This is a genomic window from Aestuariivirga sp. (assembly GCF_046294715.1).
In the GTDB taxonomy this organism is placed as follows: domain Bacteria; phylum Pseudomonadota; class Alphaproteobacteria; order Rhizobiales; family Aestuariivirgaceae; genus Aestuariivirga.
Map to the genome: position 1 here is coordinate 13,760 of NZ_JBKBKI010000008.1, position 21,021 is coordinate 34,780.

At 58.7% G+C, this 21,021-nt stretch carries 18 protein-coding genes; 8 read left to right on the plus strand and 10 right to left on the minus strand.

The annotated features are described in order from the left end of the window. From ACK4HL_RS07635 to ACK4HL_RS07645, 3 genes are read left to right on the plus strand one after another with little or no spacing between them, the layout of a single operon-like run. Entirely contained in the window at positions 1-447 is a 447-nt protein-coding gene (locus tag ACK4HL_RS07635; protein WP_409758120.1) for a response regulator, read from the plus strand. Next, entirely contained in the window at positions 440-1,528 is a 1,089-nt protein-coding gene (locus ACK4HL_RS07640; RefSeq protein ID WP_409758123.1) for a sensor histidine kinase, read from the plus strand. Before ACK4HL_RS07635 ends, ACK4HL_RS07640 begins: the two co-directional genes overlap by 8 nt. Further along, positions 1,525-2,685 carry a sugar ABC transporter substrate-binding protein gene (locus ACK4HL_RS07645; protein ID WP_409758126.1) on the plus strand — a complete coding sequence of 387 codons (1,161 nt, stop codon included), beginning with the start codon at positions 1,525-1,527 and terminating at the stop codon, positions 2,683-2,685. Before ACK4HL_RS07640 ends, ACK4HL_RS07645 begins: the two co-directional genes overlap by 4 nt. Before the next feature lie 2 nt (positions 2,686-2,687). Here the strand turns inward: ACK4HL_RS07645 and ACK4HL_RS07650 are convergent, their stop codons facing one another. Continuing rightward, the gene (locus ACK4HL_RS07650) at positions 2,688-3,107 is read right to left on the minus strand and encodes a DsbA family protein (protein ID WP_409758129.1); all 420 of its coding nucleotides are present in this window, start codon (positions 3,105-3,107) and stop codon (positions 2,688-2,690) included. A 131-nt stretch (positions 3,108-3,238) separates the two neighbouring features. Here ACK4HL_RS07650 and ACK4HL_RS07655 point away from each other — a divergent pair, with 131 nt between their 5' ends. Beyond that, on the plus strand, positions 3,239-4,576 hold the full coding sequence (locus tag ACK4HL_RS07655; protein ID WP_409758132.1) for a PQQ-dependent sugar dehydrogenase: 1,338 nt from the start codon (positions 3,239-3,241) through the stop codon (positions 4,574-4,576). A 120-nt stretch (positions 4,577-4,696) separates the two neighbouring features. Here the strand turns inward: ACK4HL_RS07655 and ACK4HL_RS07660 are convergent, their stop codons facing one another. Genes ACK4HL_RS07660 through ACK4HL_RS07675 form a run of 4 tightly spaced genes read right to left on the minus strand, consistent with a single transcriptional unit; the run spans position 4,697 to position 7,879 of the window. Continuing rightward, positions 4,697-5,062 (minus strand): AraC family ligand binding domain-containing protein, encoded by a 366-nt coding sequence (locus ACK4HL_RS07660; protein ID WP_409758135.1) that lies wholly within the window; start codon positions 5,060-5,062, stop codon positions 4,697-4,699. Between the two features lie 3 nt (positions 5,063-5,065). After that, positions 5,066-6,487, minus strand: coding sequence for an NAD(P)/FAD-dependent oxidoreductase (locus tag ACK4HL_RS07665; RefSeq protein WP_409758138.1), 1,422 nt, complete (start codon positions 6,485-6,487; stop codon positions 5,066-5,068). Beyond that, complete coding sequence (locus ACK4HL_RS07670) at positions 6,484-6,900, minus strand: acyl-CoA thioesterase (protein WP_409758141.1); 417 nt, start codon at positions 6,898-6,900, stop codon at positions 6,484-6,486. The genes ACK4HL_RS07665 and ACK4HL_RS07670 overlap by 4 nt, the downstream gene beginning before the upstream one ends. A 16-nt stretch (positions 6,901-6,916) precedes the next feature. After that, positions 6,917-7,879, minus strand: coding sequence for a 3-keto-5-aminohexanoate cleavage protein (locus ACK4HL_RS07675; RefSeq protein WP_409758494.1), 963 nt, complete (start codon positions 7,877-7,879; stop codon positions 6,917-6,919). Between the two features lie 133 nt (positions 7,880-8,012). On the opposite strand from ACK4HL_RS07675, the gene ACK4HL_RS07680 reads away from it, so the two are divergent. Continuing rightward, complete coding sequence (locus tag ACK4HL_RS07680; protein WP_409758144.1) at positions 8,013-9,068, plus strand: ABC transporter substrate-binding protein; 1,056 nt, start codon at positions 8,013-8,015, stop codon at positions 9,066-9,068. A 99-nt stretch (positions 9,069-9,167) separates the two neighbouring features. Further along, positions 9,168-10,496: an aspartate aminotransferase family protein gene (locus ACK4HL_RS07685; protein WP_409758147.1), complete on the plus strand. Its 1,329-nt coding sequence runs from the start codon at positions 9,168-9,170 to the stop codon at positions 10,494-10,496. Here ACK4HL_RS07685 and ACK4HL_RS07690 read toward each other — a convergent pair. Continuing rightward, positions 10,489-11,202, minus strand: coding sequence for a GntR family transcriptional regulator (locus ACK4HL_RS07690; RefSeq protein ID WP_409758150.1), 714 nt, complete (start codon positions 11,200-11,202; stop codon positions 10,489-10,491). The two genes, ACK4HL_RS07685 and ACK4HL_RS07690, sit on opposite strands and share 8 nt — an antisense overlap. A gap of 84 nt (positions 11,203-11,286) precedes the next feature. Here ACK4HL_RS07690 and ACK4HL_RS07695 point away from each other — a divergent pair, with 84 nt between their 5' ends. Both ACK4HL_RS07695 and ACK4HL_RS07700 read left to right on the plus strand, forming a co-directional pair. Beyond that, positions 11,287-12,492: an ABC transporter permease gene (locus ACK4HL_RS07695; RefSeq protein ID WP_409758153.1), complete on the plus strand. Its 1,206-nt coding sequence runs from the start codon at positions 11,287-11,289 to the stop codon at positions 12,490-12,492. Positions 12,493-12,494: 2 nt separating this feature from the next. Continuing rightward, positions 12,495-13,319: an ABC transporter permease gene (locus tag ACK4HL_RS07700; protein WP_409758156.1), complete on the plus strand. Its 825-nt coding sequence runs from the start codon at positions 12,495-12,497 to the stop codon at positions 13,317-13,319. Positions 13,320-14,540: 1,221 nt separating this feature from the next. Here ACK4HL_RS07700 and ACK4HL_RS07705 read toward each other — a convergent pair. The 4 genes from ACK4HL_RS07705 to ACK4HL_RS07720 form a co-directional block, all read right to left on the minus strand. Continuing rightward, entirely contained in the window at positions 14,541-16,220 is a 1,680-nt protein-coding gene (locus ACK4HL_RS07705) for an ATP-binding protein (protein WP_409758159.1), read from the minus strand. After that, positions 16,207-17,721: an ATPase domain-containing protein gene (locus ACK4HL_RS07710; protein WP_409758162.1), complete on the minus strand. Its 1,515-nt coding sequence runs from the start codon at positions 17,719-17,721 to the stop codon at positions 16,207-16,209. The genes ACK4HL_RS07705 and ACK4HL_RS07710 overlap by 14 nt, the downstream gene beginning before the upstream one ends. A gap of 82 nt (positions 17,722-17,803) precedes the next feature. Then, the gene (locus ACK4HL_RS07715; RefSeq protein WP_409758165.1) at positions 17,804-18,457 is read right to left on the minus strand and encodes a hypothetical protein; all 654 of its coding nucleotides are present in this window, start codon (positions 18,455-18,457) and stop codon (positions 17,804-17,806) included. 678 nt (positions 18,458-19,135) lie between these two features. Next, positions 19,136-20,929, minus strand: a complete 1,794-nt coding sequence (locus ACK4HL_RS07720; protein WP_409758167.1) for a PAS domain-containing protein — start codon at positions 20,927-20,929, stop codon at positions 19,136-19,138. Positions 20,930-21,021 lie beyond the last annotated feature (92 nt).

Below are 21,021 nucleotides of genomic sequence, written 5' to 3' on the forward strand. Positions count from 1 at the left end.
ATGAGCAATGCGGGCAAGCCGGTAACCATCGTGATGATTGAGGACGATGCAGGTCATGCTCGTTTGATCGAGAAGAACATTAGAAGGGCGGGGGTCAATAATGAAATTCGCGGGTTCAGCGACGGCGCCACTGCACTCGAATACCTTCTTGGTGAGGATGGCACGGGGCAGGTCTGTGCGCGACGGCAGCTCCTGATATTGCTGGACCTCAACCTTCCCGATATGTCCGGTCTGCAGATTCTCTCCTCCGTGAAGAGTAATATCCATCTGCGTCGCTCACCCGTCATCGTGCTCACGACGACGGACGACACGCGCGAAATCCAGAAATGCTACGATAGCGGCGCAAATGCGTACGTCACGAAGCCGTTGAGTTATGACGGCTTTTCAGCAGCGATCCGACAGCTTGGCCTGTTCCTTTCGGTCATTCAGGTCCCGGAAAATGCCTGACCGCTTCAAGAAGCCTCTGCGCATTCTCTACGTGGATGATGACACGGCTCTTGTACGGCTGGCCCAACGTGTCCTTGGAAGGCAAGGATTTGACCTGGTCCATGCAAGGAACGGCGACGAGGCACTTGATTTGCTCCGAAAAGGTAAAGTGCACGTCGTCGCCCTTGATCACTATCTTCCAGATGGCACTGGGCTAGAACTGCTCGAGCGTTTTCGCGAACTCGACGGGATGCCCGCTGTCGTTTATGTGACGGGAGCTTCAGAACTCAGCATAGCAGTAGCCGCACTCAAAGCCGGAGCGGTGGATTTCGTACCAAAAACAGTCGGCGACGAATTCATGGTCTTGCTGGCGTCGGCGCTGGAACAAGCCGTCGAAAAGTTCCGCCTGCAGGCTGAGAAAGAGCTGGCAGAACGGGAGATGAGAAGAGCAAAGGAAAGAGCGGAGGTACTGCTGAAGGAGGTTAATCACCGTGTCGCGAATAGCCTTTCGTTGGTCGCTGCGTTGGTGAAGCTCCAGGCCGGAGCCATAGCTGATCCGGCAGCACAGCGCGCATTGAACCAAACCCAATCGAAGATACATGCGATTGCGATGATCCATAAGCGGCTCTACGCATCTGACGATGTTCGCCTCGTACCGCTGCATGAGTATCTGACGGGTCTGCTGGATCATCTTCTGCAGTCTTCCGTGGACCAGTGGCGAGGGCTTCGACTGAAAACGCAGCTTGAGCCGATGTCCCTCACCACCGATCGAAGTGTTAACCTCGGCGTAATCGCTGTCGAATGGATCACGAATGCCTGTAAGTACGCCTACCCCGCAGGCGAAGGCGAGATACGAGTACTGCTGCGGCATCTGGGCGGTGGCAGAGCCCAACTGTCGGTGGAGGACGATGGCATCGGACGAGGCGATCAGACTGTCACGAAAGGAACTGGCCTCGGAAGCCGGATTGTCGGTGCTATGGCCATTAGCATGAATGGAGATGTAGAATATGCAAACCTCTCGCCCGGCACCGCAGCAAAATTGAACTTCTCAGTTCTTGAGGAGGAGCGCGCAAGAGGCGATTCCCCAAGGGTAATTCAATGATCGTCAAGAACCAGTGGCAGTGTGCGGGCCTGAAGAAGACAGTGGTGATGGCATCATTGGCGATTAATTCGCTGGGAGTCGCACCTTCAGGAAGTGAAGAACTGCCACAAGGCATAATCACGCCGAAGGTGTTTGCACCATTTGACTCCTCTGCTCCTTCCTGCGAGTCGCCGCCCCACCATCAGAGGGTGCTGACATTCGCGCAAGATAACCGACGCCAGTTCATGGAGGGCATAAGCTACGGACTGTCGTTGGCCGCGAAGGATCGTCAATTGCGATACGAAGTGCGGCTTGCCGATAACAACGCCGCAAAGATGTTCGAGCAGGTAAACGCTCTAGCGTCTGACAAGATCGGCGCCGTCGTGGTTGCGCCAGTCGATCCGGCGATCCTCAGTCCGGTCTTGCAACGAATGATGCTCGATGGAACCTACATCGGAACCATCGTTGCGCCACCAGCGACAACACTCCTCAATGCTCCGCAATATCTTACGGGACGCGTATTAGGGGATGCAGCAGCTGCCTACATTCGCGACAAATTGGGCGGGACGGCAAATGTCGTTCTACTTACCCACGACAGCATCCAATACCTGACACCTCGCTTCGTGGCAATGCGCGACGCATTGGCATCACTTCCGGGAGTAAATATCATCGCTGACATCTCTCCAGCTACTGTTGACGAACAGGGCGGCTTTGAAACGATGAACACAATCCTGCTCGCGAACTCCAGGATCGACGTCGTGCTCGGTGCTGACACTGTAGTGCTCGGAGCTTTAAAGGCACTGCGAGAGGCCAAACTCGATCGGCCGGAACAGTTTCTGGGCGGAATTGACGGGGAGCCACTGGCCGTGGCGGAAATCAAGAGCCTGTCGAGTCCGTACAAGACAACGGTCAGCCTCAACTCTCCCGTGTTCGCTTACGCTATGGGCCAGCACGCTGCTGACTGGCTAGAGGGCAAGAGCATACCGAAGGCTATGGATATCCTGCCGAGCATCATTACGGCGGAGAATGTGGAGGCTTACGAAGGAGATCTCAAGAATCCAGCCTCCGTTTACTATAACTCGGAAAGGAGGGACTTTTATCTGCGAATGTATGGCAATACCTGCTACACAGATCGCGATCAATTTGTGAATTTCCCGTGGTCTTCCGAGCTAAAGTGAGATTACCTTCGCCCGCAGCCCGCCCGTCTTCTCAGGCCTGGCAGGAGCTCCGGATCGTCCATTCTCTCATGGCTGAATTCAGCGGCGACGGCACGCAGATCGTCTTCCTGTAGCGACGGAGAACGCGTCATCAATTCAACATGTGCTCTCCAGAAGTCCTCTGGAGAAACGCACTTTACAAGCTCCGCCGCCCGGCGGGCGAGTGGGCTGTTGGCGAGCGGCCGGTGCCGAAACACGTATCGCAGAGACTCTCCCAAGCGGTCGCGCACCTTCGCTATGCTTTCGTTCGCAGCGCGACAGTAGGGGCAGGCGTAGCTTCCGTACTCCACGAGGGTAATCGGAGCATCGTTGGTCTCTAGAACGTGATCGCGACCGGCCTCGACCGGGCGGTCAAGCCATCTTTTTCTGGTGCTCTGCGTCATATCGGCAACCTTTAAACAGCCGGAGCTCCCCGGGAGGGTATTCACCCGGTGGAGGTACTCTCCGTGGAGGAACCTTTCTAGTTCTGATCGGTTCAGACCGGAAGCGCCGGTGCCACTTTGCGCAGGAGGCCATGATGCGCATTTCAATTCTGCTAGCGTTTCTACTCTTGCCGCTGCCTGCCCAAGCCCAGGAGGTGCTGACCGGCGAAGCCGCCTTCGGCAGCGCCGAGAACGATGCCGTCGGAATGCGCCGTCATATCACCCCGGACGCGCTCCCCCCGCCGAGTCATCACGAAAATGATTCCGAGGCCCCGGATTTTGATAACGCCCCGACCCTTGTCAGTCCGCCGGAGGGGACACTGCCAAAGGTGCCGGAAGGGTTTAAGATTGAGGTGTTTGCGACAGGCTTGACCCAACCGCGTGTTCTCGAGGTCGCGCCGAACGGCGACATCTTCGTCGCGGAGAGTGAGGCCGGACGGATCAGCGTCTTCGCGGCTGAGGCGATCAGGAACTTGCCGGCGCAACCTGATATATTCGTGAAGGGTTTGAATCGGCCCTTCGGCATTGTCTTCTTTCCACCGGACAATCCCGAATTCATCTATGTCGCCGAAACCAATCAGGTTGTCCGCTTCCCGTATAAGCCAGGCGACCGCGCCGTGACCGGCAAGGCGGAAGTCATTATTCCGAACATCCCTACCGAGCGACACTGGACACGAGATCTCGCAGTGGCTCCCGATGGCCAGCACCTTTTTGTATCCATCGGTTCGGCCTCAAACGTGGCCGGAGCCATGCCCGACCGGCCTCCGGAGGAGATCTCAGCTTTCGAAAAGTCGCATGGTGTGGGTGCCGCCTGGGGTGAGGAGGAAAACCGGGCCGTGGTGCGGATCTTCGATCCCGACGGCAAGAATGTCCGCAATTTCGCAACGGGGCTACGCAATTGTTCGGGTATGGCCGTCCAGCCGGGTACGGGCACGCTTTGGTGCACGGGCAACGAGAGAGATCATATTGGTCCTAACCTTGCCCCCGATTACCTGACCACGGTCGAAGATGGGAGCTTCTACGGCTGGCCCTGGTATTACACTGGGGCCAACGAAGATCCGGCCCATCCAGGTGAACGTCCCGACCTGGCGCAGAAATTGAAGACACCGGACGTCTTGCTGCAGGCTCATTCATCCACCATGCAGCTCGTGTTCTATGAAGGAACGAGTTTCCCGGACGAATACCGCGGTAACATTTTCGCCACTATGCGGGGATCCTGGAACCGGGAATACCGCACTGGCTACAAGGTCGTACGAGCCCATGTGGAGAACGGTAAAGCGACGGGAGTGTATGAGGACTTCATGACAGGATTTGCTCTCGATCAGGAAAACGTCTGGGCGCGACCGACGGGAATAGCTGTTGCGCAGGATGGCTCGTTGCTCGTCAGTGACGACGCCACCGGTACGATCTTTCGAGTCTCGCACGAGTGACGGAACGGTAGCGCACTACCCTTAGGCAAGCCTCCCGTGAGTTTATTCTGGAGTACGCTCGCTGTCTTCAAACGCAGTTGCGCATACTGTTGGACGCGCTGCTCACTCAAGGTTCAAGATTCAAGGCTCTTCCATGTTGTTTCGCTTCGCCCAGTCGATCGGAAACAAGGCGTAAAAGTATGCGCAGCGACGGCCCTTCATGTCATAATCGAGCGTCACGCCCTCAGGTAACCAGACGATATCGCCAGGATGGCACTCCAATTCACCCTGGTCCGTTCTCACGACCATCGACCCTTCGTGGATGAAGAGGATCTCGTCATAAAGGGTCGTCCAGTGAATGCAGACATCTTCTCCAATTTCCATTCCACCCCCCAGGTGCTGGCTGATGGCGGTGGTGATGGTCCTTGCGGTCTGGGTGATCCCCGTCGCCGTCACACAATCCTTGAACGGTAACGCGCTTCTCTTGAACAGTCTGGCTTGAGGCACGGTTCAGTCTCCCTGAGCTTTGACGGTGGACGTGGTGATTCCGCCCGGTGCGAGTTGTGCAAGAAGACGCGCGGCGGCCCGTGGCCTCCTTCCCGATTGCTCCATCCGGTCCTTGTGCCGGACTGCGCCTCTCACCAAGTGCGCGCCGATATAACGGAATGGCTCTGGAGGCAACCAGCGGTCAGGCGGGCGCACCAGACCGCAGGTCGACCACTCGTCCTTCTGGTCCAGGGCCAGGCTCGCGAGAATCCTGGCAGTGACCGGCGTAGTGGCCACTCCGTTGCCGGAAAACCCGTAGCCATAGAGAATGTGAGGAGAGCCGGGGAGGCGGCCGAACAGCGGGAGCCCGCTCCGCGTCCTGTCGATGGGGCCGCACCAGCTGTCGGTGAAAGGAACATGGGCGAGTTCCGGAAAGCCACGTTCCACGCTGGCCCTGATCGCCTCATCCCGCGTGGACCGCCCTTCGAAGCGCTGCCCCTCGATGCTTCCGAAACCGATGATCCCGCCGCTGATGCCGGGCTGGAAGCGATGGTCGGCCGTCGTGCGGAAGCCGGTCACGAAGGTCTGGCTGTCGCCCATAAGCGGTTTGCGCAAGTAACCGACTTTCTCGAGAAGCTCCGGAATTGGTGCGGTGACGGCATCGTCGCTGGCGATGACGAAGATCGCGGAGCGCAGCACGGGAAACATCAGCGACCAAGCATTCATGGTCAGGATGACCGTCCTCGCCGTCATGCGGCCTGTCGCAGTCTCCACAACTGCTGGAACATTCTGTTGAAGGCGCCGCATCGGTGAGTTCTCGAAGATTCTTACACCCCTGGCGAGGGCCACGCGCCGGATGCCGCGCACCAGCTTGCCGGGATGAAGCGTTGCAGCGCCGGGATCGTAAATGCCGCCGCGGAACGACGTGGTCCCGCAGCGCGCCGCGATTTCTGCCGAGGATATCACCTGAAACGGCTCCAGACCGCTCCGAGAGAGCGAGGCGAGGATGCCGCTCCAAGACTCGTCGTGCGCAGCGCAAGTCGAACCCCACACCCAGCCATCTGGTCGGTATTCCGCATCGATGTGGTTCTCCCGGCAGAAGGCGTCGATATTTGCAGCCGATTGCGCGAAGGCATGACCAAGGCGGACCGCGCCGTCCTCGCCGCAGAACGCGCGCAAGGCATCTAGCTTCGCCCACTGCGACAGCACCATACCGGAGTTGCGGCCGGATGCGCCGCCGCCGCAGATGTCCGCCTCGATAATGGCAACCCCACAGGCGGGATCGCGGCTCTTGATCTCGAGAGCAGTCCACAACCCAGCATAGCCGCCACCAACAATGGCAACATCCGTGCGGTTCTCACCGCGAAGGGGCTCCGCATCGGTCTCCCCTGGGGCGATCGCCTCCCTCAGCCAGATGCACCGACCCTCGCGGCGGGTTGGCGTCATGATGCAAGTTGCCTCTCTGCCAGGCCCCGGATCTCCTCCGTCAATGCCGCGGCCTTGCGCCCGACCAGATCGAACAGCACGGTTACGTTTTCGCAGGTCGCATGCTTTTCGTTCGTTTCGACATTCTGCATGCGGTGCATGTAGCTCACCGAGCTGCGGCCGATCCGAATCGGAGACGTTCTTATGATGATCAGTTCACCTGCAGTGAGCTCCCTTTCATAAGTTATGATCTGCTTGCGATCGGCCCATCCAAGGCCTGCGGACTTCAGCTCCCGGAAGCTGCCGAGACTCGCGAGATAATGGAACGTAGCTGAATCGAACATGGCGCAATAGTGCTGCGTGTTCATGTGCCCCATGGAGTCGCAGAGCCAGGGGTAGATCACTCCGCGATGGGTCTCGATGGTAAGGGTCACGGATCTCTGCTCTCACTCAGAATGCGACCATGTCGCCGCCCTTGAGTTTTAGCATCGCGCGCGCCTCCGCTGGGCTCGCCACGTCAAGCGAGAGTTCCGCCAGAATGCGGCTGATTTTCGACACCTGATCGGCATTGCTCTTGGCCAGTTCGCCGGGGCCCAGATAGATGCTGTCCTCAAGTCCTACGCGGACGTTGCCGCCCATCGTAGCGCCCATCGTGACCAGCGCCATCTGGTGTTTTCCGGCAGCCAGAATGGACCAGTGATAGTCGCTCCCGAAGAGGCGATCGGCCGTCTCCCGCATGTGGCTAAGGTGGCTGGGATGGGCACCAATCCCGCCGAGCACGCCGAAGATCGTCTGCACGAACAGAGGAGGCTCCAACAGCTTCCGATCCAGAAAATGCGCCAGCGTATAGAGATGGCCCACGTCATAGCACTCGCATTCAAAGCGCGTGCCGCAACCTTTTCCGAGGCGTTCGATGAAGGTCTCAATCTGATTGAACGTGTTGGAGACGATCACGTCCCGGGTCTTTTCGATGTAAGGTTTCTCCCAGTCATGCTTCCAATCGCTAATCTTCGCTCCTGCGTGGAAAATGCCGAAGTTCATCGAACCCATGTTGAGCGAGCAGAGCTCTGGTTTCGCCAGCAGGGGCGCTGCCAGCCGGTCCTCAATGCTCATGCCGAGCGAACCGCCTGTGGTGATGTTGATCACCGCATCGCAGTTCTGCTTGATGCGGGGCAGGAACTGCATGAATACGGCAGGATCGGGCGTGGGACGGCCGTCCTGGGGGTCGCGCGCATGAAGATGGATCACCGATGCACCCGCCTCGGCCGCGGCGATCGATTCTTGCGCGATCTCATCCGGGGTAATCGGAAGATGCGGCGTCATGCTTGGGGTATGCACTGAACCCGTGACGGCGCAAGTCACGATCACTTTACGGCGCTTTCCCCTCGGGCCTGGATCCTGGACTGACGCCATTTCGACCTCCCGCTGCATTGACAAGCCGCTCCTCTTGCTAATAGCATCACATGGCTTGTGATCACAAGCTAGCAGGTACAGGCAGTCTGTCAACGCCAGCGCGGCGCAGCCGCCGGCCCAAGGAGGAGAAGCCATGAGACTCATGTCGTTCTTGAAGCCGCACGCGCTTGCCGCGGGCTTCGCGTTGTTCGCCATTCAGCCAACGTTGGCGCAGGAGCAGGTGGTCGTCGTGGGATGGGGCGGCGTCTGGCAGGACGCCTACAGGAAGGCGCTATTCCAGCCGTTTGAGAAGGCGACGGGGATCAAGGTTGTCGAAGAGGAGTTCGGCGGGGAATTTGCGAAGATTTCGAGCCAGGTTGAGGCGGGCAAGGTGACATGGGATCTTGCGGCCTTCGAAAGTCCGCAAGTCATACAGGGCTGTGATGAGGGTGTTTTCGAGAAGCTCGACTGGAATGCGCTCGGGGGCCGCGATAAGCAAATCGAATATGCCGCGCACGAGTGCGGAATCGCGTCCGACATCTGGTCGACCGTGATGGCCTGGGACGGCGACAAGATCAAGGATGGTCCGAAGAGCTGGGCTGATTTCTGGGACGTGGCGAAGTTCCCAGGCAAGAGGGGCGCCTACAAGGATGCCCGCATTATGATTGAGATCGCGCTCATGGCAGATGGTGTGAAGAAAGATGAGATCTACGCCGTCCTGGGTGCGGAAGGCGGATTCGACCGTGCCTTCAGAAAGCTCGACGAATTGAAACCGCATATCATTTGGGCGGAAAGCGCTGCCGAAGGTGTGCAGCGGCTCATGGCCGGCGATGTCGCGATGATCGTGAACTTCAACGCCCGTATCACCGGCGCCGCCCAGGAGAACAAGCGCAATCTGGTGATCGGCTGGGACAGCGGCTTCTGGGTAGGCACCGACTTCTGGGTGAAGATCGCCAACGGCCCCAACCCGGCAGCGGCGCAGAAGATGCTCGAGTTCTACGCGAAGCCCGAGACGCAGGCGGAACTGGTGAAGTACCTCACCTACGGTGTTCCGACGCTCGCGGCCTATGATTTGATGCCCGAAGAGACCAAGGCCATTCTCCCGACAGCGCCGGCCAAGGCGTCCGCAGCGGCCGTCTATAGCGATGCCTTCTGGGTGGAAAACCAGGCGGCGGCCACCGAGCGCTTCAACGTCTGGGCCTCGAAGTAGCTCTGTCCTTATTGTTTTGCCAGGCACCCGGGTGGCGGCAGCGCCACCCGGGCTTCATCCGGGAGCAGGCCATTGCTGAAGTCTGAGACGATACCTCTGGTGAACCAGGACATTGCGTCGGCCGTGGCCGAGGCCGAGGAACAATACGTCGCGGCGCACCCGCAATGTGCAAGGCTGGCGAACGCGGCGAGCGAACACTTGCCGGGCGGCAATACTCGAACCACCGTCTTCTTCTCGCCCTTTCCCCTGTTCATCGAAAGCGGGAAGGGAAGCGTTTTGACCGATATGGACGGCAACCGCTATGTTGATTTCATCAATGAATTCACCGCAGCACTATTCGGTCACTCGAATGAAGTTGTTATCCAAACCATCGCGGAGACCGCTAAGAAGGGTATGAATTTCGGCGCTCAGACGAAGCATGAGGCGCTGCTGGCGGCCGAAATCCGGCGCCGCTTTCCCGCGATGGAACTTCTGAGATTCTGCAACTCCGGAACCGAAGCAAATCTCCTCGCCATTGCTGCGGCCAGAGCGGTGACGGGCAAATCGAAGGCGCTCATCTTCGACAGCGCCTATCATGGAGGGCTCTACAGCTTCGGGGCACAGTCCGCACCGCTTAACATGCCGATTCCTTACGTCATGTCCTCCTTCAACGACACCGAGGCCGTCACGCGGGATATCAGAACCCATGCGCCGGATCTCGCCGTCGTCATTGTCGAGCCTCTGCAGGGCGGAGCCGGCGCAATCCCTGGCGAACAGGGATTTCTGCATGCGGTGCGGGAAGAGACCCGTCGCAACGGGGTGCTCCTCCTGTTCGATGAGGTCATGACCTCCCGCACGGGGTGGGGCGGAATGCAGGCGCGCTACGGTATCAAGCCCGATCTGGTGACGCTGGGAAAATACATTGCCGGCGGCATGACGATCGGGGCCTTCGGAGGCCGCGGTGACATCATGAAGCGGTTTGACCCCGCTGTTCCCGGCTCGTTTCCGCATGGCGGCACGTTCAACAACAACGTTCTGGCGATGGCGGCCGGCTACGCGGCGCTCAGCCAAGTGCTGACCGAGGAACGTGTAACGGCCGTCAATTCGCTTGGCGACATGCTGCAGCGGGAGCTGCGTGCAGTTTCAGCCGCGAACGGCGTTCCGATGACCATCACCGGACTGGGCTCCGTCTTCGGCATCCACTTCCATGAAGGCTCCGTGCGCAACGCGCTGGATTTGAGGCGGGGGGAGGTCGGACGAGAGGCGGGGATCGCTGCATTGAAGAAGCTCTTTCAGTTCGACATGCTGAAGGCGGGCTTCTATATTTCCCGGCGCATCATGGGCAGTCTCTCTATCGAGAACACCCGCGCCGAAGTGGAAGGGTTCGTTGCGGCGGTAAGCGAGTTTCAGCAGAGCCGCGGGAGCCTCATCAGATCGGTATTCAGATAATTTCGGAGGCGAGGCGCGATGCGATGGTCCGGGCTGCGTCGTCGATATCGCCGATGATGGCCTGTTTTACCTTTGCCGGGCGGTTGGCTTTGAGGGCTGAGAGCGCGGCATGATGGCGCTCCCAGACGGTGGGCTGCCGGCCGCGAATTTCGGTAACGGGCACATTCAGCAGCGGCCCGATCTGAAGCCACAGCCCCTCTATCATCGCCACGAGCCGCGGCATCTTGCTCGCCTTGTAGAGCGTAAAGTGAAATTCCCGGTTATACGTGAGGCTTTCCGGTGCCCCCCAGTTTTCCTTGCGCTCCATCAGCGCCGTCATCTCTTCCATGTAGGCGATCTCGGTCGGAGAAATCCTGCGTGCTCCTTCCTCGGAAGCCAGCCCCTCGAGCGAAAACCGGATGAGCGTGATCTCCTGAAATTTCTCCTTGGTCAACACGGGCAGGGTGACGCTGCGGTTGGGCAGCAACACCAGAATGTGTTCGGCAACCAGCCGCCTGAGCGCCTCTCTCACCGGCATCATGCTTGTGCCGAAGGAATCGGCCAGGGAGCGGATCGTCATCACTGCTCCGGGCGCGATCTTCCCCTGTATGAGTGCGTCCTTCAGCGTGTCATACACTTCATCGTTGAGCGTGCTGCGCGTGAGCTTTGGGAGGTCAAAGCCGAGACCCGGGTCAGGGCCGCCGGCGTTCTCGAAACTGCTTGCCATTATTCGATTGCACTGGGGTCAGTGTTCTTGGAAATGTGTTATGATCAGGTGTAACGCGTGATCACAAGAAACACAACAGACAAATTGAACATCGGCAAATCGGTCCGCCTCGCCCAGACCATGCGGACATTGCGCAACGTGCTGCTGTGCGTGCCCCTGCTATTGTTTCTCGTCATGGTGTTCGTGTTTCCGCTCGCTGCCTTCACCTATCGGGCCATCGACAACCGTGTTCTCTATGAGACATTTCCACAAACCCATACGGAACTGGTGTCCTGGCAGGCGGAGCACGACGTACCGGAAGCTGCCTTCGCCGCACTTGCGGCCGACCTCAAGGCCATTGAAGCCCCCGAGCGGGTCGCTGTGGCGGCCCGCAACCTCAACAATTTCGCCGAAGGCTTCCGAAGCCTGCTGATGAAAACGGCGAACCGCCTGCCCGAGGCGCCTCCGCCATCCTGGCGTGACTTCTTTTTTGCCGTCGACAAGCGTTGGCAGTCCGCCAATTACTGGGGAGTCCTCAAGCATCAGACCTCGCGCTTCACGCCGAGTTTCCTGCTCGCCGCGCTGGACCTGAAGATCGGCGACAGCGGTGGGATCGTTCGGGTCGATCCAGACCGGCGCCTCTACGTACCGCTGTTACTTCGAACCTTCGAGATCAGCTTGTGGGTCGCTGCGATCTGTCTCGTGCTGGGCTATCCGACGGCCTACGTAATGACCCGCCTGCCGCCCCTGGCCGCCGGGCTTGCGATGGTTTGCGTCCTGCTGCCTTTCTGGACGTCCCTTCTGGTGCGCACCACGGCCTGGATCATCGTGCTTCAGGGGAATGGCCCGGTGAACGGCCTGCTCATGTTTCTCGGCATCATCGGTGCACCGCTCGAACTGATCTTCAACCGATTCGGCACGCTGGTCGCCATGAGCCACGTGCTCCTGCCTTACATGATCCTCCCGCTCTATAGCGTGATGAGGCTCGTGCCGGACAACCAGGTCCGGGCCGCGCAGTCGCTCGGGGCGAATGCGCGGACAGCTTTCCTGCGCGTCTACCTTCCGCAGACCGCCTCCGGGATCGCGGCAGGCCTGCTGCTCGTATTCGTGCTGGCCCTAGGCTACTACATCACGCCGGCGCTGGTGGGTGGCCCGCGGGACCAGATGATCAGCTACATGATCACCTATCAGGTGAACGAGGTCGTCAACTGGGGAATGGCTTCAGCTCTCGGCGTGCTGCTGCTGGTCTCCACACTCCTCCTGCTCCTGGTGCTCAGCCGCTTCATTCGCCTCAAGCAGATCGTGGGCTAGGGATGGCGCTGAAACCCTACGCCACCGCCGAGGACCGCCTGTGGTATTATCTCTCGCGCGCCGTCTGCTTCGCCGTGCTTGGCTTTCTCGTTCTTCCCATTCTCATCGTGGCGCCGATCTCCTTCACCTCCGGCAATCTGCTGGCTTTTCCTCTCCCCGGCTTTTCGCTGCGCTGGTATGAAAGTCTCGTGGAGACCACGGTCTGGATCACCGCTGCCAAGAACAGCGTGGTGATCGGCCTGGCCTCTTCGGCCCTCGCCATGCTTCTCGGTACCACGGCAGCGATGGGTCTCGCCCGCTCGAGCTTTTCCTTGAAGCCGCTCATTATCGGGCTCGTCCTGTCGCCGGTCCTCGTTCCCATCGTTATCACGGCCGTCGGAATCTACTTCGCTTTTGCGGCGGTTGGCCTGTCGGGAACCTATCTCGGGCTCATCATCGCTCACACCGTTCTTTCGGTTCCTTTCGTTGTGATCACGGTGACGGCCTCTCTTGAGAACTTCGATTTTACGCTGGTGCGTGCCGCGAACGCTCTTGGCGCAAGTCCGCTGACCGCCTTCCGGCGCGTGACCTTGCCGATCGTGTTTCCGGGAATTGCGTCGGGCGGACTCTTCGCCTTCGCCACGTCCTTTGACGAAATCGTCGTGACCTTGTTCCTCGCGGCGCCCGATCAGCGCACATTGCCGCGGCAACTGTTCAGTGGCGTGCGAGAATATGTTAGCCCCAGCATAGCCGCGGTTGCGACTTTGCTCGTGATTCTTTCCGCGCTGCTCCTGATCGTCGTACAACTTCTCAGCCGCAGGTTTAACAGGCTCTCGGGGAGGAAGTGAGAACATCGAAGTGCCTTCATCAACTCCCATGGGGAGATCACGGTGGCGATGCTTCGTGTTCGCGATCTGTCCTCACTTCTGTTGGCTCGGTCGGGAGCGACCTTTCGAGGAATGTGTCCCATTGAGGTCGTTAATTTGTGTTTTCCGCCAGTTTGCCGTCCGCCAAGTCCAGCGCCTCGAACTCTCTGCCCTCCAGGTCGCCATAAGCCAGCTCGCAAAGGGCACTTCTCGTATGACCAAGCACGCAGAAGAAGGGCCCGGGGTGCATTTGAAAACGCCTGTGGAACTTTTCACTTTCAACTGCCCCGGCTGCATTCCATCGTCTGGGGTTATGCACCCAGTTTGCTCTGCCTGTAAGCCTGATGATGGGCGCTGTTGAGCCAGGCCAGCTTGCTTAGGGTAAGGTGTCCACTGCCGGGAATCTTCGGCAGTGTCCGCCGCTCCGACAGAGCATGCGCTGCGACCAGACGGCCTATCTCATAGGCCCATTGTCAGACTCCCATGGATCATCGAACTTCAGCCTACTGCCAAGACCGACGTTGCCGACCCCTTGCCTGTAAGGGGTAATCTCAAGAATAACGGCCGTCGGAACTGTTCTTGACCTCAGCTACATCGGCGCTTGGTGGCCCTGATCCGAAATGTGACGGATGAAGCAATCCGGTTCTTGTCTTATGCGTAGATGGTATGTGGTCCCCCGCCGGGGGGCGTTATCGGGGACCACAGCGGTCGGTGGCTAGGCAGCTACCACCGGCCGCACCTGAACGCTATAACTTCATATCCTCAAAAGGAAGCTGCGAAGGGCGCAATGGCTGCCTGCCTCTCGCGCAGGGCAGGGGACAACATCGCTTCCCACTTTCGCGGGCGCTAACGCCGGAGCTGGCTCGGACACCGTGGCAACTGATCACTATTGCCATGAGTTGTGGCGATCCGTCGGCTGAATCGTGCAACCGACGTAGAACTTTCCCCCTGTGATAGTATGAAACCTGCCCAACTTGCCCCATCGAAAGAGTGGGCACAGGACAACACCGGTAATGTTTTCCGGTCCGAGAAAGATAGACTGAGAAGTGACTGTGAGACGATGAAGGCGTTGCTCCCGTCAACTTGTCATTGTTGCTGCGCTGCAGATCGTCGAGTATCGCTCCCCTGAATCTAATGCTTGCGAGTAAATCAGTCGTTGAGATACTGTGAGCAATAGCGCGCGTCGGACGTCGTCTCGTGAATTCATATTCCTCGAACTGCTTGGCTTAGGGCGCGTGCCAGATCCTCGACTTGATAAGGCTTGGACAATATGCTTATCCCCTCCGCATCAGCATCGCGTTGGGACGCTTCTGCATATCCGCTCGTCAGTAGGACTGGCAGGCCAGGGCGGCGTACGCGGAGTTCTCGCGCCAGCTCAATACCGTTAATCCCTCCAGGCATCATAATGTCAGAAAAGACGACATCAATCTTGCGATCATTTGCCAAGGCACCGAGCGCTGCAGCTCCACCCGCCACACGCATGACGGTATACCCGAGTTGCGCCAGCATTTCGCTCACCAGAGCCGCAACCTCGTCGTCGTCCTCGACAAGCAGCACGTTCACCGCGACGTCGACGGAGGGAGGTGACCTCGCCAAGTCCACAGTGTGGACGCTCTCTGCGCTGGGTGCCGCTTCCGATTTCGGGAGAAATAGGTTCACCGTTGTCCCGGTTCCGACTTCGGTCTCGATCGAGACCGTGCCTCCACTCTGTTTGGCAAATCCATAGACCTGAGCCAAGCCGAGACCCGATCCCTGACCAATTTCCTTGGTGGTATAGAACGGCTCAAATACCCGCTCCTTGACTTCGGGACTCATGCCGACTCCGGAGTCGCCCACCGAAAGACGAACGAAATCACCCTGGATGTCTGGCTCAGTAAGGTTTGGAGCATTCGTCGCCGAAATAGAGATTGTTCCTCCTTTTGGCATCGCATCGCGGGCATTCACGGCCAAGTTCAATATTGCAAGCTCAAGTTCACCTGGATCAACCTCCACCGCCCACACACCGTCTACAAACTGCATCTCCACATGCACGTTCCCGCGAAGGCTCCTCTCGAGGAGTTCTTTCATTCCACCGATCTGCAGGCGTAAATCAACAGATTTCCGTTTGCTCTCCTGCCGACGAGAGAACGCAAGTAACTGCCGCGTCAACCCAGCACCGCGCTGTGCCGCCTGCTTCATTGCGTCAATCAGTTTTTCGCGTCGGCCGGGGTCAGTGCTCCGATCCAACATATCGAGGCCGCCAGAAATAACCATGAGCAGATTGTTGAAATCGTGAGCCACGCCGCCAGTGAGTTGGCCTATCGCCTCCATCTTCTGAGCCTGCCTCAGGACCGCCTCGACCCGCGCTCTCTCTTCCATATGAGCACGCAGTTCGCCGTTGGCCGCCGCGAGATCCTTGGTTCGCTCGGCCACGAGGCGCTCGAGTGTTTCCGCCGTCCGGTCTCTTTCCATCAAGAGGCCGCGCACTTCGAACTGTCTCGAGCGCGCTCTTAGCGCCACCTTCACGGCGCTCCTGAGCGTCATCGGATGAATTGGCCGCTCGAGCAGTGCAACATTTCTCAGGGTCTCGGCCACTTTCTGACGCCAGAGAGCAATCCCTTGCTGGGCTTCGTGACTTGTGAGCATGATAAAGGGTAGATCCGACCACGCCGGTTGCCCGCCGATGATGCTCTGCAACGTCGTGAGATCCCTGCCGAAAAGCCCTTCCTCCGCGACGAAAACAGCGCCGACATGCTCACCCAGTTTCGAGACGAGCATGTCGAAATCCTTGCAGACTTCCGCGGCAACGCCCACCCTCTTCAACATCTCGGCCGAGGCTGTCGCATCGCGTCCGATGGGGGCAAAGACGAGTATTGGAGCCCTGAACTTGTCAGCCGTGTTCATCGGAGTTGAGCGGCATCAACGTTTCATTATCGCCGAGATACTCAGGTGATCCCGTGAAGATCCCCCTGAACCCTGTCATAGGCGGGCCAACTTGAATCCCGCCTTTCGTCAGGCGATACTCTCTGATGGAGTTTTCATGATTGCCACTCCGCTTCTTCACCACTGAAAGAGCGCGGCGCACAGAGCCATTGACTTCAAAGTACCGGAGCATCAGCACCGCGTCGCTGAGGTAGCTGATGTCCAGCGGCGTTTCCATGGGTCCAATGAGCCCGTGCTGTGCCAAAATGATGATGGTGAGAACGCCCTGCTGGCCGAGATAGCTGAGCAGTTCATGCATTTGAAGAACGAGAAAGCGCTCATCCGGCATTGCATTCATACAGCCGTTAAGGCTGTCAATGACGATTAGCCTGGCACCTTCATTCTCCACGCTCCGTCGAACGTTAGCAGCGAACTCGCCCGGAGAAAGTTCGGCAGGATCAATTTGTTGAAAGCGAATCAAACCTGCCTCGACCTTTTCATGAAGCTCCAATCCGAGGGTCCTTGCCCGAGCCTCGAGGGTTCCTCGACCCTCATCAAAGGCGAAAAACACCGATTTCTCACCTCTTCCAGCCGCCGCCAGCACATAGGTGAGCGCAAGCGACGACTTTCCCACGCCTGCCGCTCCGATGAGCAGGACATTGGTGCCGCGCTCCAGACCGCCGCCTAACAACTGGTCCAGCTCTTTGACATCGCTGGAGACGCTCTCGTCAGTAAAGGTTGTGTGGTGCTCGGCGGCAATCAGCCTGGGAAAGATGCGAAGTCCGCCTTTTTTGATCACGAAATCGTGGAAGCCGCCCCGGAACTGTATTCCACGCATCTTGAGAACACGGAGTCGGCGGCGTTCTGCTCCGTATTCGATGGCGAGCTGCTCGAACGAGATGACGCCGTGAGATATGGAATGGAGCTGCAGATCGTCGTCTTTCGACGACAGATCATCAAGCAAGATCACGGTGCATTCTCGCTGTGCGAAGAAATGCTTTATGGCCAGAACTTGGCGCCTGTACCGGAGGGAGTTCTGCGCCAGCAGGCGAAGTTCAGAGAGGCTGTCAAACACCACGCGGCTGGGGGACACAGCCTTAACTTGCTCGAATATGAGCTTGATGGTTTCACTGAGCTCGAGTTCAGCCGGGTGAAAGACCGTGAGCTCGCGTTCGGGATCGAGGGCACTCTCTGGGGGCACCAGCTCGAACACTTCAATCCCATCCAGCGACCAGCCGTGCCTCTCGGCCACGAGCTGTAGCTCGCGTTCCGTTTCGGACAGAGTAATGTATAGGACGCGCTCTCCCTTCGTGACACCGCTCAGCAGGAACTGGAGCGCAATTGTCGTTTTGCCCGTGCCGGGTCGGCCCTCGTAAAGATAGAGCCTGTTCGGATCTAGACCCCCTCCCAAGATGTCGTCCAGGCCTTCGCTTCCGGTCGATATCCGTTCGGTCGCGTTTTCTCTCGCGTGCAGCGTGTTCACTTCACCCCCGTCGGATAATCTGTGGATTGTCGATCGCCAAAAAAACGCTAATCAACGTATAACTGACATAATTGTTCCAGTGCTATGTGCAATGTCTGCTTGAGTCATGGCTTGGAATATTGCGTTCCTGCACTGGCCGCAGAGACCACACACCATTGCGCCCATTCCCGAAAGGCCGGAGTCTATAGTTGAATAGCTGGGGTCGCTCGGCTATCCCCGGCGGATGTTTTAGGCGGCGAGGTTCTGAAGCTCCACCGCGCAAGCCAAGGTATATCGCCGGGATCAAAGTCGATGGCACATGTATGGCCATGTCTTCACCTGCAGCTTTTGCATCAACCGCTTGCGAGACCGGTTGGACGCCACAACGTATCGACAATGTTGCCGTGGCATTTCGATTTACGTAAGATCGATTTACGCAGGACGATTTTCCAATGCGTTGTGCCGACACAGTAAGTGGATTGCCAGTGCCACGTATATCGGTTCGAGTTTCTTCTGCTTTTCTTCGTCCCAGCAGCAACCGCGCGAATCCCGAGCAAATCTTTGGCCACTGCTGCATGTTCGCGAGAGGGCGGCAGCTCTTCGGCGCGCCGAGAAGATCTGACCAGGTGTTGCCGCGAGCCTTCACCAGCTCGTGCGCCTTGCGGGCGGCACTGAGGGCTTCCGCGTCATGGGCCGAGCCGGTGAGGCCGAGCAGCTTGGCGAGGGTCGAGCGTTCGGCGGCGGTGAGCTGGTTCATGCTGCCCCTCCCGCAGTGCGCGCATATTGGTCGCAAAACCCCCATGGCCCTTTTTTATAGTGTCGGAAAAATTCAGCCTCTAGCGGAGGCATTAAATCTGCTTGCACTCCAGCTCCATTGACGCATGATCCCGTTGGGCGGCTGCGGACCTAAAGGAGGAACGGATCATGCGTTCTATTCGGGTCACTGCTCTGATGATCGTGTTGGCAGCGCTCAGTGTGGCGTCTTCCGCTTTCGCTGAGGAAAAACAACCCCGTTGGGACCCCGTATGGGATATCGAGGAGTACGATAAGTGCCTCAGATTGGGCTACGGAGAGCAGATGTCCTGCTGCATCGATTCCGGTGGACGTTGGGACGGGCCGAACGCGGGAACAGGTAAATGCGTGGCACCGAGCGCTGCCCCTGCCAAAGGCGGAAGTTCGCTACGGTCTCCTAGGCTGCCGGGGTCAAATACCATTAAGCAGTGAACTCATAGTCAGCAATCACGGACGAAAGTCACAAAAGGATACAAAAGGGTACGGCGGCACCTCAGGAGAGGGCTTTTGTACCCTTCTGTAGCTTTCCGCTGCCCACCTTCAAATCACATCTGCAGCGAATGGCGAGAGTACCAGCTTCCGAGTGGGCCTCCTCTTGGTACCGAGACACTCGATATGTTCAGCGTTCCGGCTGCCATGTCCTTCAGCGCTCGGGAGTGTGTTGCGCCCCCCGCTCAAGAACACCGGCGGCGGGGGCCTTTAGCGACCAGCCAAGGCCCGCGGGAGCGAAGTCAATAGTTACCTTGCTGTTCAGGGAGTTTTCCATCATGCGCTTCAAGATATGAGAACCCAGGCCTGTGTGCCGAGGTCTCACTACGGCAGGGCCGGCCGTCTCCCGCCATTCCAACGAGAATTCCCTCGCGTGGCCAGGGCCATGCTCCTTCCAGGTGACAGTGACCTGGCCCTCCTCGTTTGACAGTGCCCCGTACTTGACCGCATTGGTCGCAAGTTCGTGAAATGCCATTCCCAGCGCCTGGGCGGCGCTGGACGATACAAGCAATGCCGGACCTGAGATGTGTATGCGATGTCCGATGAGCGGCTGCAGGTGGGCGAGCTGGGCGGAGACAAGTGTCTCAAGGTCAATCCCCTTCCAGTGAGCACGGACCAGAAGGTCCTGGCAGGAGGCGAGAGCGGACAGTCGTTCGGAAAAGCGGGCTGCGAAGATGTTCGGATCGGCAGTCCGCGCCATCTGATGGGCGATGGACTGCACCACCGAGAGTAGGTTTTTCGAGCGATGGTTCACCTCGCGCATCAGCATCTGCGCGTGTTCTTCTGCAGTCTTCCGGTCAGTGATATCCTTGATGGTGCCAATCATCTTCACTGGCTTCGCAGCGTTGAATACAATGTCCGCCGCGACTTTCACCCAGCGGACCTCGTTTCCAGGCTGGCGAAGGATGCGGTACTCCACGTCGTACCGATGCGGCCCCAGGTGATGGCTGGCCCGGGCCGTCGCGCGCCGCACTTTCCGAATATCATCAGGATGGAGTGACGACCAGAAGAACTCGTCGGTTACAGTGTGATCTGAGCTCACACCCCAGATACTCCGCACAGTGTTGTCCCAGTAGTAGGTCGGCTCGGGACTATATCTGAACTCGAACACGCCCAGCTGGCCTGCGCGGAGGGCGGTTGCGGCCCGGCTCTCGCTTTCCCTCAGTTGCTCTTCCGAGCGCTTCTTCTCGGAGATGTCGCGATAGAATACCGCAAGTCCGTCGGTGGTGGGGTAAGCAGAGATGGCCAACCAAATATCGTGTGTGTCGGAGACATAGTAGTGCTCAAGTTCAGCCGGCAACTGCTCTTTCAGAACGCGTCGATACGCCGCTTCCACTGCTGTTCCGACCGCGGCCGGCCACACCTCCCAGCAAGTGCGGCCATAAAGCTCCTGAAACGAGCGGCCGTCGATCCGCAACGCTTCCCGGTTCATTTCGAGGATGCGAAAATCGCGGTCCATCACCAGGAATCCCTCGTGAATGGCATCGAGCACCTCGCGACAGCGGGCCTCGCTCACGCGCAGGGCTTCGGCCGCGCGCTTGCGATTGGTGACCTCCTCCGCAACGATGTTGACGGCAACGACCTCGCCGCTCGCTCCCTTGAGAGGTGTCCAGTGTTCGATAAAGCTTCGGACAACCCCCGGTTCGGCGGGTGTCTCTCCTTCTATTTCGAGGTTCAGGAGGGGTTCGCCCGTTTCGGCCACCTTCCGGATGAGAGCCTCGGCGGCGTCCGCAAGGCCGGGCACCACCTCCCGCACGGTGCGACCGAGATGGGCCTCGATTGGCAAGCCGTTTATCTCGGCAAGGCGGGCATTTATGCGTTTGAATCTGAAGTCGGTACCGATAACCGCAAGCCCGACGGGAGCATCACTGTAAATGATGGCGAGTTCGGCTAGCGCCTGCTGCAGTTCCGAGTATTCTTGCAGAAGAAGGTGATGGTCGCATCCCAAGGTGCAGCCTCCACGGTACATAACCGTTGCTGGTGCTCCCCTGATAAAAGGCTAACACGGTGCGATAGAGCGCGCAAACCAAAGAATCTTCT

Coding starts and splice junctions, on each gene's coding strand:
- ACK4HL_RS07635 (WP_409758120.1), top strand. CDS start 1: ATGAGCAATGCGGGCAAGCCGGTAACCATCGTGATGATTGAGGACGAT.
- ACK4HL_RS07640 (WP_409758123.1), top strand. CDS start 440: ATGCCTGACCGCTTCAAGAAGCCTCTGCGCATTCTCTACGTGGATGAT.
- ACK4HL_RS07645 (WP_409758126.1), top strand. CDS start 1,525: ATGATCGTCAAGAACCAGTGGCAGTGTGCGGGCCTGAAGAAGACAGTG.
- ACK4HL_RS07650 (WP_409758129.1), bottom strand. CDS start 3,107: ATGACGCAGAGCACCAGAAAAAGATGGCTTGACCGCCCGGTCGAGGCC.
- ACK4HL_RS07655 (WP_409758132.1), top strand. CDS start 3,239: ATGATGCGCATTTCAATTCTGCTAGCGTTTCTACTCTTGCCGCTGCCT.
- ACK4HL_RS07665 (WP_409758138.1), bottom strand. CDS start 6,487: ATGACGCCAACCCGCCGCGAGGGTCGGTGCATCTGGCTGAGGGAGGCG.
- ACK4HL_RS07675 (WP_409758494.1), bottom strand. CDS start 7,879: ATGGCGTCAGTCCAGGATCCAGGCCCGAGGGGAAAGCGCCGTAAAGTG.
- ACK4HL_RS07680 (WP_409758144.1), top strand. CDS start 8,013: ATGAGACTCATGTCGTTCTTGAAGCCGCACGCGCTTGCCGCGGGCTTC.
- ACK4HL_RS07690 (WP_409758150.1), bottom strand. CDS start 11,202: ATGGCAAGCAGTTTCGAGAACGCCGGCGGCCCTGACCCGGGTCTCGGC.
- ACK4HL_RS07700 (WP_409758156.1), top strand. CDS start 12,495: ATGGCGCTGAAACCCTACGCCACCGCCGAGGACCGCCTGTGGTATTAT.
- ACK4HL_RS07705 (WP_409758159.1), bottom strand. CDS start 16,220: ATGAACACGGCTGACAAGTTCAGGGCTCCAATACTCGTCTTTGCCCCC.
- ACK4HL_RS07715 (WP_409758165.1), bottom strand. CDS start 18,457: ATGAACCAGCTCACCGCCGCCGAACGCTCGACCCTCGCCAAGCTGCTC.